This window comes from Clostridium aceticum (assembly GCF_001042715.1).
In the GTDB taxonomy this organism is placed as follows: domain Bacteria; phylum Bacillota; class Clostridia; order Peptostreptococcales; family Natronincolaceae; genus Andreesenella; species Andreesenella acetica.
Genome location: NZ_CP009687.1, coordinates 152272 through 164822 on the forward strand (window position 1 = coordinate 152272; position 12551 = coordinate 164822).

11 protein-coding genes and 1 pseudogene are annotated in these 12551 nt (G+C 30.3%); all 12 read left to right on the forward strand.

Annotated features, from left to right (window positions below; all coding sequences use genetic code 11):
- The first annotated feature begins 24 nt into the window (after nucleotides 1–24).
- Nucleotides 25–1146 (forward strand): DegT/DnrJ/EryC1/StrS family aminotransferase, encoded by a 1122-nt coding sequence (locus tag CACET_RS00670; protein ID WP_044824642.1) that lies wholly within the window; start codon nucleotides 25–27, stop codon nucleotides 1144–1146.
- A 1-nt stretch (nucleotide 1147) separates the two neighbouring features.
- Entirely contained in the window at nucleotides 1148–1780 is a 633-nt protein-coding gene (locus CACET_RS00675; RefSeq protein WP_044824643.1) for a sugar transferase, read from the forward strand.
- Between the two features lie 65 nt (nucleotides 1781–1845).
- On the forward strand, nucleotides 1846–2469 hold the full coding sequence (locus tag CACET_RS00680) for an acetyltransferase (RefSeq protein WP_044824644.1): 624 nt from the start codon (nucleotides 1846–1848) through the stop codon (nucleotides 2467–2469).
- Nucleotides 2466–3710, forward strand: coding sequence for a glycosyltransferase family 4 protein (locus CACET_RS00685; protein WP_044824645.1), 1245 nt, complete (start codon nucleotides 2466–2468; stop codon nucleotides 3708–3710). The genes CACET_RS00680 and CACET_RS00685 overlap by 4 nt, the downstream gene beginning before the upstream one ends.
- 18 nt (nucleotides 3711–3728) lie before the next feature.
- Complete coding sequence (locus CACET_RS00690) at nucleotides 3729–5048, forward strand: nucleotide sugar dehydrogenase (protein ID WP_044824646.1); 1320 nt, start codon at nucleotides 3729–3731, stop codon at nucleotides 5046–5048.
- Nucleotides 5049–5076: 28 nt separating this feature from the next.
- The gene (locus CACET_RS00695; RefSeq protein WP_052661385.1) at nucleotides 5077–7026 is read left to right on the forward strand and encodes an alginate lyase family protein; all 1950 of its coding nucleotides are present in this window, start codon (nucleotides 5077–5079) and stop codon (nucleotides 7024–7026) included.
- Nucleotides 7027–7038: 12 nt separating this feature from the next.
- Complete coding sequence (locus tag CACET_RS00700; protein WP_044824647.1) at nucleotides 7039–8220, forward strand: glycosyltransferase family protein; 1182 nt, start codon at nucleotides 7039–7041, stop codon at nucleotides 8218–8220.
- 11 nt (nucleotides 8221–8231) lie between these two features.
- Nucleotides 8232–9308 (forward strand): glycosyltransferase, encoded by a 1077-nt coding sequence (locus tag CACET_RS00705; RefSeq protein WP_044824648.1) that lies wholly within the window; start codon nucleotides 8232–8234, stop codon nucleotides 9306–9308.
- 242 nt (nucleotides 9309–9550) lie between these two features.
- Nucleotides 9551–10984, forward strand: coding sequence for an MATE family efflux transporter (locus CACET_RS00710; protein WP_044824649.1), 1434 nt, complete (start codon nucleotides 9551–9553; stop codon nucleotides 10982–10984).
- Nucleotides 10985–11007: 23 nt separating this feature from the next.
- A complete protein-coding gene (locus CACET_RS00715) occupies nucleotides 11008–12081 on the forward strand; it encodes an EpsG family protein (protein WP_044824650.1) in 1074 nt (357 codons plus the stop codon).
- Between the two features lie 71 nt (nucleotides 12082–12152).
- Entirely contained in the window at nucleotides 12153–12368 is a 216-nt protein-coding gene (locus CACET_RS00720; RefSeq protein WP_044824651.1) for a hypothetical protein, read from the forward strand.
- Between the two features lie 65 nt (nucleotides 12369–12433).
- Nucleotides 12434–12544: pseudogene (locus CACET_RS21205) on the forward strand (sugar O-acetyltransferase); the annotation flags it as partial.
- Nucleotides 12545–12551 lie beyond the last annotated feature (7 nt).

Here is a 12551-nt window from a genome sequence, read left to right on the forward strand (position 1 = left end):
TTAGTATGAAAGGATGATACGATTATGGCTGAAAATAAAAAAATCTGGCTTTCTTCACCACATATGAGTGATGAAGGTTATGAAATGCAATATGTACAAGAAGCATTCGATACAAACTGGATAGCCCCACTAGGACCCAATGTAAATGAATTTGAAAAAGAACTAGCAGTTAAAGTCGGATCTAAACACGGTGCAGCTTTAGTATCGGGAACATCAGCTATTCATTTAGCTCTTAAGGCTGTAGGCGTTGGTGAGGGTGATATCGTCCTTTGTCAAAGTCTTACTTTCTCTGCTACTGCTAATCCTATTATATATCAAAATGCAACTCCAGTTTTTATAGATAGTGATTATGAAACATGGAATATGTGTCCTGAAGCTCTAGAGGCAGCCTTTGTGAAATACGGAGATAAAATTAAGGCTGTTTTAGTTGTACATTTATATGGTCTTTCTGCTGATATGGATAAGATTATGGAGATTTGTGATAAGTACAATGTATCGGTGATTGAAGATGCAGCTGAGTCACTAGGTGCCTACTATAAAGGAAAACATACAGGAAGCTTTGGTAAGTTCGGGGTGTTTTCATTTAACGGAAATAAGATTATCACTACATCAGGCGGAGGAATGTTAGTTTCTGATGATGAAGAGAAGATCAAGAAAGCTAGATTTTGGTCTACTCAATCTAGAGAAGCAACAAGGCACTATCAGCATGAGGAAGTTGGATTCAATTACCGTATGAGCAATGTTGTTGCTGGAATTGGTAGAGGGCAGCTTAAGGTGTTAGATCAGAGAGTTGTTAAGAAGAAATATATATTTAAATTTTATAAAAGAGAATTAGGCGGTCTTGAGGGCGTAGAGTTTATGCCTATCAATGACTGGAATGAGCCGAACTACTGGTTAAGTGTAATGACACTGAATGGTCCAGCAAGACCTATTGATGTTATGGAGGCATTAGAGAAAGAGAATATAGAGTCAAGACAGGTGTGGAAGCCAATGCATATGCAGCCGTTTTTTGCTGAGTATGATTATATCGGGTCAGACGTAAGTGAGAAGCTGTTTGAGAATGGTGTATGCTTGCCATCTGATACGAAGATGACGGATGAGGATTTAAAGAGGATATGTTCAGTTATAAAGGAGCTGTGGAAGTAATATGAAGAGAAAGAAAGGGTTCTATGAAAAGTTTATAAAAAGACCACAGGATCTTTTTCTTTCTATATCTGCTCTTATAGTTTTAACTCCTATACTTTTAATTGTGGCTATTTTGGTTAGAACAAAACTAGGTAGTCCAATCATATTTACTCAAGACAGACCAGGGAAAAATGAGAAGATATTCAAAATGTATAAGTTTAGAACTATGACAGATGAAAGAGATGAAAATGGAGATTTATTACCTGACTCAGTAAGATTAACCAAGTTTGGAAAAATACTTAGAGCCACAAGTTTAGACGAACTTCCAGAGCTTTGGAATATAGTTCGTGGAGATATGTCGGTAATAGGTCCTAGACCTTTATTGGTTAGCTACTTAGAGCTATATAACGAACATCAAAAGAGAAGGCACGAAGTAAGACCTGGTCTATCGGGATATGCCCAGGTCAATGGGCGCAATGCCATCAGCTGGGAAGATAAGTTTAACCTAGATATAGAGTATGTAGACAATATAAGTTTTATGGAAGACTGGAAGATCATCTTAAAAACGATCAAGAAAGTATTTGTTAAGGAAGGTATTAGTTCAGATACATCTGTTACAATGGAGCCTTTTAGAGGAAGTAAAGTAGATAGCTAAAATATTGAGACTTTACACTTACTGCAATTATACATTTATTATATTCAGAGGGGAGTGTACTTATTATGAAAGACAAGCTAATCATTATAGGTGCCAGTGGACACGGAAAAGTAGTTGCTGACATCGCAATAAAAATGAACAAGTGGCAAAGCATCTCATTCCTCGATGATGACGAGGCTATTAAGACATCTATGGGGTTAGAAGTGATCGGTAAGACTGCGGATGCTTTTACATATAAAGATGAAACTGATTTCTTAGTGGCTATAGGGAATAATGCTGTTCGAGAAAAAATTCAAGAGAAACTAGAAGAAGAAGGAATGTCAGTAGTTAGTTTGATTCATCCAAGTGCTATTATTGGTACTGATATTGAGATCGGAATTGGGACAGCAGTAATGGCTGGAGTTGTTATAAACAGTTTTACTAAGATTGGTAATGGATGCATTATTAATACCAGCTCTAGCTTGGATCATGACAATGTAATTGAAGATTATGTGCACATTTCTCCAGGAGTTAGGACTGCAGGGAGTGTGGGTATTGGAAGAGGTTCATGGTTAGGTATCGGAAGTGTTGTAAGCAATAACGTGAACATTTGCAGTGATTGCAAAATAGGTGCAGGGGCTGTGGTGGTTAAGGATATTACTGAACCTGGGACATATGTTGGGGTTCCGGTGAGGAGAGTTGATAGATGAGACAGAATGTATGGATATGGAATCATTATGCAACGAATATGTTCTTTGATCTAGCTGGAAGGCATTATTGGTTTGCAGAAAATCTTATAAAAGAAGGGTACAAGCCTACAATCTTTTGCGCATCTACAAACCACTTTTCAGATAACCATATTGATACTAAAAGGGATAAATTTTATACAGATTCTGTTAATGACATTCCTTTCGTTTTTGTTAATACACCTGAGTATAAAGGAAATGGGAAAAAAAGAGTAGTTAATATGATTTCGTTTTATAGAGGGCTTTTTAAGACTGCAAAGGAGTATGCAGAGTTAAATGGAAAACCTGATGTGATTTTGGCTTCAAGTGTACATCCACTTACATTAGTTGCCGGAATTAAAATTGCTAAGAAATTTGGAGTGCCATGCATTTGTGAAGTGAGAGATTTATGGCCGGAGAGTATAGTAGCTTATGGTTCATTAAAGAGAAATAGTATGATGGCTAAGTTATTATACCAAGGTGAAAAATGGATTTATAGAAAAGCAAATTCAGTTATCATGACTTGGGAAGGTGGAAGTCAATATATTAAAAATCAAGGCTGGGGTAAACATATAGACTTGAATAAAGTGAAACATATAAGTAACGGAGTGGTAATAGATTCTTTTGATAAGAACTCCAAAGAAAATCAGACTGAAGACGCTGATTTGAATGATAAAAACTATAAGAATTTAGTATATGCGGGCTCTATTAGAAAGGTTAACAATTTAGGACTTTTGTTAGACACTGCAAAAATAATCCAACAAAAAGATCAGCAGGTTAGGTTTTTAATTTATGGATCTGGTGACGAAAAAGAAATGCTTGAGAATAGATGTAAAGAAGAGGGCATAAATAATGTCACTTTCAAAGGTCGGGTTGAGAAGAGAATGATTCCTGCAATTCTAAAAAAAGCTTATGTAAATATACTACATAATTCGAGCACTCCACTTGATAAGTATGGGCAAAGTCAGAATAAGTTTTTTGAGTATTTAGCTGCTGGGAGGTGTGTAATTCAAACCTACACTACGGGTTATAGTATTTTAGATAAGTACACTTGCGGTGTTAGTGCTTCTAAGCAGAACCCAGAAGAAGTTGCAAAAATAATACTTGAAATATGTAGGGAGGATGAAAAAGCAAATGAAATGGGTCGTAACGCAAGACAGGTAGCATATGATTTTGATTTCAAAAAGCTGACTGCAAAACTTATAGAAATAATTGAAAATGCATAAAAAGGAGCGAGTATGAGTATGAGTTTATATGAAAAAATTGTAAAAAAGGAAGAAAAAATTGCAGTTATTGGGCTTGGTTATGTTGGTATGCCTATAGCAGTTGCTTTTGCTAAAAAGGTTGATGTAATAGGTTTTGATTTAAATGAAAAGAAAATTGAATTATATAAATCTGGCATTGATCCCACTAATGAAGTTGGTAATGAGGAAATAAAGAAGACGACAGTAGAGTTTATTTCAGATCAATCGAAACTGAAAGAAGCGAAGTTCCACATAGTTGCTGTTCCAACACCTATAAATTCAGACAAAACACCAGATTTATCACCAGTAGAAGGTGCTAGTAGAACTGTAGGACGTAATTTAACTAAAGGTTCAATAGTTGTTTATGAATCAACAGTATATCCAGGTGTAACTGAAGACATCTGCGTGCCAATCTTAGAAAAAGAATCAGGGTTAAAGTGTGGCATTGATTTCAAGATAGGCTATTCTCCAGAACGTATTAATCCAGGTGATAAAGTACATAGACTTGAAAATATTATAAAAATAGTTTCGGGTATGGATGATGAAAGTCTTGATGAAATTGCAAAAGTTTATGAACTGGTAATCGAAGTAGGTGTGCATAGGGCAGGATCTATTAAAGTTGCTGAAGCAGCAAAAGTGGTTGAAAATAGTCAACGTGATATAAATATAGCTTTTATGAATGAACTTGCAATGGTATTTGATAAAATGGGAATTGATACAAAGGAAGTTGTTGAGGCTATGAATACAAAGTGGAATGCTCTAGGATTTACTCCTGGGCTTGTTGGTGGACATTGTATAGGCGTAGATCCCTACTACTTTGTATATGAAGCTGAAAAATTAGGCTACCATAGTCAAATCATCCTATCAGGAAGAAAAATTAATGATGGCATGGGTAAATTTGTAGCTGATGCAATTATTAAAAAGCTGATCTTAACAAATAAAGTAGTAAGAGAAGCTAAAGTTGTTATTCTAGGTTTAGCTTTTAAAGAGAACACACCTGATACAAGAAATTCAAAAGTTGTAGATATAATTGATAGTCTTAGAGAATACGGAATAGAACCAATTATTGTAGATCCAGAAGCTGATGCTGAGGAAACTAAACATGAGTATAGCATTGATTTGGTTGATATAAAAGATGTGAAAGATGCTGATTGTATAGTATTAGCAGTGGCTCATGATATATTTAAACAAATAAGTTGGGATGAAATTGATAATTTATATGGTGATTTTGAAAATAAAGATAAGGTTCTAATAGATGTTAAAAGTATTTTAGATAGAAAAGAGATTGAGGAAAAAGGATATAGTTATTGGAGACTATAGACTCATTTAAGTATGTGAGGTGTAAAGAATGAAGCAAGTGATTAGAATAATGAAAACACATACACCTAAAGAGATGATTATTAAAGTAATGAAAAGAGTAGCCTTAAAAACAAAATATACATTTTCAAAAAGAACAATAAGAGCTCAATTACAAAAATATGAAGAGTTTGAACTCAACAGTTTTAGCACAAGCATTAAATTTTATTACGATGAAACCCAATGCAATAAAGTTCTTAAATACTATAATTCAAATAAAAAGGTTAAGGCTCAAGTGTTAGAAGAAGCTCAAAATATTTTAGATCATAACTTTAATATATTAAATGCTACTCTTACTCATTTAGGGGAAATTATACATTGGAATAAAGATTATAAATCAGGCTTTGTTTGGGAAAATGTTTTTTACAAAGATATTCAGATAATTGATTTATATAATAATGCAGATGTAAAAGTGGTATGGGAGTTATCTAGATTTAATCATCTATTTGCACTAGGAAAAGCTTATTGGCTAACAAACGACAAAAGATACTATCATGAGTTTAAAAAAGAAATTATTAGCTGGGAACGTGCAAACCCTTATTGTATGTCGGTGAACTGGACTTGTTCTATGGAGGTCGCAATAAGGGCTATAAATTGGATTTTTGCGTATTTCCATTTTAGAAAGATAATAGATATAGATATAGATTTTAAAAACAAGTTAAATAAATTACTTTATTATCATGGCAAATTTATATACTGTAATTTAGAAAACTATAATGCTTTAAGAAATAATCATTATATTGCAAATTTGGTTGGTTTGCTTTATTTAGGTTTGTATTTTTCTGGTAATAAATTAAAAAAACCTGATAAGTGGATTAAAAAAGCAATTAAAGATTTACACAGAGAAATGAAAACCCAAATAAACGAAGATGGAACGTCTTATGAAACATCTACTAATTATCAAAGAGTGGTTGCAGAACTTTTTTTACATGCTTACATGATTGGAAAACTAAATGGTATTTCTTTTGATAAGGGGTACATCATTAAGTTAAAAAAAATGCATAGTTTTTTAGCTGAAATTACTAAGCCAAATGGATTAACACCTCTATTAGGAGATATAGACAATGGAAGACTCTTGATTATATCAAAATACCACAATTGGGAAAAACGTGACTTTAGTCAAATGCTGGATGTTGCTGATTACTTTTTAGGAACTAAAAATTCTCAAAATATAACGAAAGCAGCATCTGAAGAATTAATATGGCTTAGTACTGACAAAAAAATTGAAAACGAAATTGAAGAAAATGATTGTAAGTTGAAACAATTTTCTAATGGGGGATTTTATTTATTAAAAAATCCTTGGTTTTATGTTGTGGTAAGGTGTGGAGAACTTTCTATGAAAGGACAAGGGGGTCACAGCCATAATGATCAATTAAGCTTTGAACTTAATGTTAAAGGTAGAGATATAATTATTGATCCAGGCTCATACACATATTCGGGTTCAGTAAAATTAAGAAATTTCGATAGGTCAACTGCTAATCACAATACAATCTCTGTGGAAAATTTTGAGCAAAATCAATTTAGTGAGGATATTTTTTCAATGAAGGAAGAAACATTTTCTGAAAAAGTATATTCCGACTCAACTTCTTTTATTGGGAAACATTATGGATATAAGGAAAAAATCGATATAGTTCATAAAAGAAAAATATGTATAGATAATCAATCAGTTAGTGTAATTGATACATTAATTGGGGAGAAAAATCCTTGTAAATTTCAACAAAATTTTATATTAGATCCAGAGGTGGAAATCGTTGAGTTAAGTGGAGATATAGTTCTATTATCAAATGAAATATTTGTATATACGAATTTAAAAGTAGAGGAATGCAAAATATTAGAAACGTATATATCTATAGGATATGGACATAGAGTAATAAGTAAAAAAATAGAGAAGACTGTAGAAATTAATAGAGATATAGAAACCAGATTTATTTATAAAGAATAAGAGGTGTATTTTATGAGAGTTCTATATATATCATCATTAATTTTTAAAAAAGCGAGTTCTGCATCTATAAGAAATGTAAGCTTAATTAATGGAATGATAGAAAATGGACATGAAGTTGATGTATTAACAATAAAATATCCAGATGAGTATCAGGACTCGTATTTAGTTAATAACCTTTCTGATGATGTGAATGTATATTGCTCAGAATTGAAAATTCTAAATAGATACCTGAACAATAAGGTGAAAAACGGTGATGTCAAAAAAAGAACAAACACTTTTGATTTTGCTAAAGGAATAATAAAAACACTTTATTTTTTTCCTGATACAGATAAAGAATGGATACATTCATACAACAAAGATTTTATAGAGAGAAAATATGACATAATTATATCTTCATCTGATACAAAAACGGCTCACTTTATAGCTTTAGAGTTAAAAAAGAAAGGAAAGTGCGATAAATGGTATCAGATATGGGGTGACCCATGGAAAGATGACATAAACATAAATAAAATTAATAAATTTAGAGCAAGTAGGAAAGAATCTTTTTTCATTAAGAAAGCAGATAAGGTATTTTACGTTTCCTTACCGACCACTCAAATTATGAAGTCCAAGTTTATGCAAATGAGTAGTAAAATTAATTTTTTAGGCAGATCATATTTGAATAAATGTTATGGTGGAGACATAGGAAGTCAAAATGAGTGGATTTTAACATATACAGGTTCAATAAGTAGAAACAGGAATATATTATGTTTAATCCAAAAAATTCAGGTTTACAATAATGAAAATTCAAAACAAATAAGACTAAGAATATATGGACATGTTTATAAAGATATATTAGATGAAATTAATAAATATTCGTTTATTGATTTAAAAGGTTCTGTTGATTTCAGCAACATTCAAAATGTTTACCAAAATAGCGATGTTTTAATATTTACCGACAATGGGAGTAATACATCGCAGATCCCTGGAAAACTATACGATTATTTTGGAACTGATCGCCCTATATTGGCTCTAGTAGATGATATTAACTCCTCAGTGTCTAAATTTATTATATCCACAGGAAGATGTATTATTAAAGAAAATAGATTTGATAAAATTGAATTTGATTTTTTGAATAATTTAGAAAAAAAATATGTTGTCAAAGAGTTTTCAGGTAGTAGTACTGCGAGACGAATATTTGAAAAAAATGAGTAAGGAGTTATTTCATGAAAAAAGTATTTTTGATCGATTCTTCATACCCAATTAACAGCAGAAATCAAAGAATCTTAGAATCTCTTGACAAAAAATTTGAAGTTGGATATGTAACCTGGAATAGGGAAAATTCAAACTTAATATCAGAAAAGTTCAAGAGTAAAATATACAATAAGAAATCTAGATACGGAAATAAAGTTTTGAAAGCTGTTAAGCTGTATGGTTTTTTTAAGTTTATAAAAAGCTCCATTAGAGAAGAAAAACCAGATATTGTGATTGCTTCTCATTGGGACATGCTCGTCCTTGCAGCAATAATTAAAGGAAAATATAAATTTAATTTAGTATATGAAAATTTAGATATGCCTGACAGCAAAAATGTATTGATTAGGAAAATTTTAAGGAGTTTTGAGAAATTGAGTTTAAAAAAAGTTGATGGAATCATACTTGCATCTAGGTTTTTTAAAGATTATTATGCAGGAGAAAATTGCCTTGTTTATGAGAATTATACTTTAATGAAAAAGGATATTAAATACAATAGCGACTTAAAAAAGAAAAAAACCATAGCTTTTATTGGAAACGTAAGACATTTTGATATATTAAAGAATCTATTTTTAGCTTTTAAAAATGATACATCTTATGAAATTCATATTTATGGGTCAGGAATCGTGAAGGTAAAGTTAGAAGAATTTTGTGAAAGCAATAAAATTAGTAATGCAATTTTCCATGGAGCCTATTTGTATAAAGATATACCAAAGATATACTCAATGGTAGATTATGTTTGGGCAGCCTATCCTAATAAGTCTTTTAATGTAGTTCACGCAATTTCAAATAAATTTTTTGAAGTTATAGCATTTAACAAGATTGGCATCTTTTCTAATGAAACAAATTTAGGAAAATTAGTTAGTTCTAGTGGAATAGGAATTGTAGTTAATCCATACTCTATTGAATCAATTAGGAATGAAATAATTAAGTTAGAAAAGAATGAAAGTGCAAAAAAGATTATTCATAATATTGATGCTTTTAAAAAGGGAGAAAGTGTTTACTGGAAAGATTATGAGGGTAAGCTGACAGGTTTTATTGAAGAATTGTAAAAAACAAATGGACTCATATATTTGCTTATTGATTAAAAATATACGAGGGCTAAAACAGAGAATACTAATAATATCGGTTGCCCTCTACATAACATGTAAATAGACAAATGATAAAGTAGCTAAAACTATTCACTATATATAAATTGGTTTAAACGATTAAAGAGAAACGGTATATATTAGCTTGAAAAAATGATTTGTTGTTCAATTTATTCTCAACTAAAAAAACAAATTAGGGGGGCATTATGTTAAAAGTTAAGAAAAAAAATATGTTGATAAAAATACTCCCTATAATTGCGTATCTTCTGGGACCGATGCTTAATCTACTTATATTACCAATTGTAACCCATTCAATCAACCCTGATGAATATGGTATCTACAACTATTATATTTCCATCATAAATTATATACTTATATTTACTTTTTTTACTTCTATTAATAGCGGTGTGCTAAGGTTTCTTAATACAAAATTTGTGGATTATAAAAAAGATAAAGTTGCGCTAGTCAAAATAATTGGAATTTCTACGATTCTATATTTTATAGTGTCAGGATTGGTATTTTTAATATATAAAGATCCTTTGTTTTTATTTTTAATTATAGGTTATTATTTTATTAACTTAACAACATTTTATAAAAGTTTTTTAAATATAAACGGGAATAAACTTAATTTTTCATTATTAATAATTTCAATTACCATTTTACAATATGTAGTAGTTTTAATAATGTATTATTATCGGGTTGTGAATGTGTATCATTTACTTCTAGGGAATTTTGTTCTTAGTGTCATATTCATATCAAGAATAATATATTTAAAAAGAAACATGTTAAATGTTTTGAAAGCCAAAACAGAAGATGATACGTACAAAAAATTATTTAGGTTTATGATACCGACGATCGGCATTGCATTAGCAGGAATTATTCTTTCATCAGGTGATAGAATAATTATCAAAAATTTGCTAGAACAGGGGGATTTTTATGTAGGTATATATTCTGTAAATTATGTTATATACGCTCAAGTAATGGATATTTTAACTGCATTGTTTTTCCTTTATATACCATACTTTCTTTATACTAAATATGAATCAAAAGGAATAGAAGATTATTTAAAAGGTTTGAATCTTTTTTTTGATTCATACCTACTTATTGGGACACTTATATTTACATTGGTTTCTATAAATTATGACAAGATTAATTTTATTTTATTTGATGAGAAATACTTAGTAGATTCGAAATTATCTTTATATGTTTTAGCAGGTCAATTTTACTTTGGACTTTATCGTATTATTTCTAGTTACTTCAAAGTCGTGAATAAAAATGTAACACTAACTGTCATACTTATATTTATTGCCGTTTTGAATATTGTACTAAATATTATATTTATACCTCAATATGGTTATATAGCTGCTGCAGTAACAACGCTCATATGTTACATTTTGCTATTTTTATTAACATATATATTTTACTTTAATTCCAGCAAAACTAATATCATTTCTGCAGTAAGTTTTGTCAACTTGATTCTGCCACTATTTATAATTTGGGCGCTTAAAACACCTAATATATATTCCTCAAAAGCTACAGTAATGTTAGAAATTTTATATAAGTCTCTAATTGCCACTGTGTTATATGTGTTGGTAAACCTACGAAGATTTAAAAAAATATACCATGGATTTAATCATTAAATTCATAAATAGCGAGGTTAGACATGATTTGGATTATTCACTTTACTATAATTAATATACTGCTGTATGTATCTAAACGAAAAAAAGATGACGGGTTTTTTATAAAATCTACATTTTTTTATTCCATTTTTGTTTTTGGACAAAGGTGGATGACAGGTGAAGATTTTCCGGGATACCTTCTATATTATATTTCTGGTTTTACAGGAAAAGAAATAGGATATTTTGCGCTTCAAAACTTATTTGCTAACAAGAATTTATATTTTGGGTTATTTATTTTTTTAATTTATACTATTACTGTATTTAATAACTTTAAGTTTATAAAAAGAATTAATAAAAATACTGTTTTCATGATTTATCTGTATATGTTCCTAGAACTATATTTTATGCAGATGTCTCAAATAAGGCAGTTCATCGCGGTAAGTTTTTTTATTCATAGTTACTACTTTATATTTCAACGCATGTATTGTAGAAGCCTAATAAATCTGATTATTGCTATTTCTTTTCATTTTTCTGCAGTAATAATAATACCAATTTTATTTATTAGAATGAAGTTATCCAAAAAAACAATGTTTTACTTTGTTATATTATGCTGTGCCTTGCCACTAGTTAACATTAAAGTGTTATTTAATTTAGGTATTTTAAACACGTATTCACATTACATTGGGAGTGTATATGATACTGGTTTAAGTTTCTTCCATTTTATAAGGTATTATGCAATTCTTTTTATTATTTTGCTTTATATTTATAACATAAAAATTGATGTATCATCTAGAATAGATAGGATGATACTTAACGGTGTGTTGTTTTATTTAGTGCTATATGGGTTGAGTTTTCAGTTTGCACCTATGATGCGAGTGTCTTACTATCTTAAGATATTTGAGTTTATTTTTATAGGATATTATATAAAAGACATTAAGCACTTTTCTCCAAAGCTTGTAAAAGGCACTATTGTATCTATGTTTTTATTATTTTATCTGAGCATAGCCATAATTGATCCCTATAATATAACAAGATATGAATTCAGACCTCTGCAACTACGCGAAAACAGAACTGATTCAGAGTTGCGTATGGAAATTCATAACTTCTATTATGATTAAAGGGGTAGAAAATATGAAAAAAATATTGATGGATATTTTTAAAATTTATTAGAAACAAGAATCCAAATAAAATGAATTACTTAATAAAAAGAAAAAAGTTAGTTTATAGAGGTGCAAAACTTGGTGGAGATCCTTATATAGATATTGATATTATAGTAAAAAAAACTCAAAAATTAGTAATGGGAGATTATGTTGTTATTAGCTGTTATAGCATATTAACAGCTGGCGGTGGTATTAGAATAGATGATGAGGTTATAAGTGTAATATTTTATCTCAAAATCATATAATTCTAGATAGCCGTACCGACTCTATACGCTTTTCGGGACATGATTCTAAGCTAGTTTGGATAAAAAAAGGTGCATGGATAGCATCTAATGTCACTATATTACCAGAAGTAACAATAGGTGAAGGTGCAGTAATAGCAGCAGGCTCGGTAGTGACGAAAGATGTAGAGAAATATTGAATTTATG

What these genes read in the sequence shown, in the direction of transcription:
- CACET_RS00670 (WP_044824642.1), top strand. Translation starts at nt 25, where the DNA reads ATGGCTGAAAATAAAAAAATCTGGCTTTCTTCACCACATATGAGTGAT.
- CACET_RS00675 (WP_044824643.1), top strand. Translation starts at nt 1,148, where the DNA reads ATGAAGAGAAAGAAAGGGTTCTATGAAAAGTTTATAAAAAGACCACAG.
- CACET_RS00680 (WP_044824644.1), top strand. Translation starts at nt 1,846, where the DNA reads ATGAAAGACAAGCTAATCATTATAGGTGCCAGTGGACACGGAAAAGTA.
- CACET_RS00685 (WP_044824645.1), top strand. Translation starts at nt 2,466, where the DNA reads ATGAGACAGAATGTATGGATATGGAATCATTATGCAACGAATATGTTC.
- CACET_RS00690 (WP_044824646.1), top strand. Translation starts at nt 3,729, where the DNA reads ATGAGTTTATATGAAAAAATTGTAAAAAAGGAAGAAAAAATTGCAGTT.
- CACET_RS00695 (WP_052661385.1), top strand. Translation starts at nt 5,077, where the DNA reads ATGAAGCAAGTGATTAGAATAATGAAAACACATACACCTAAAGAGATG.
- CACET_RS00700 (WP_044824647.1), top strand. Translation starts at nt 7,039, where the DNA reads ATGAGAGTTCTATATATATCATCATTAATTTTTAAAAAAGCGAGTTCT.
- CACET_RS00705 (WP_044824648.1), top strand. Translation starts at nt 8,232, where the DNA reads ATGAAAAAAGTATTTTTGATCGATTCTTCATACCCAATTAACAGCAGA.
- CACET_RS00710 (WP_044824649.1), top strand. Translation starts at nt 9,551, where the DNA reads ATGTTAAAAGTTAAGAAAAAAAATATGTTGATAAAAATACTCCCTATA.
- CACET_RS00715 (WP_044824650.1), top strand. Translation starts at nt 11,008, where the DNA reads ATGATTTGGATTATTCACTTTACTATAATTAATATACTGCTGTATGTA.
- CACET_RS00720 (WP_044824651.1), top strand. Translation starts at nt 12,153, where the DNA reads ATGAATTACTTAATAAAAAGAAAAAAGTTAGTTTATAGAGGTGCAAAA.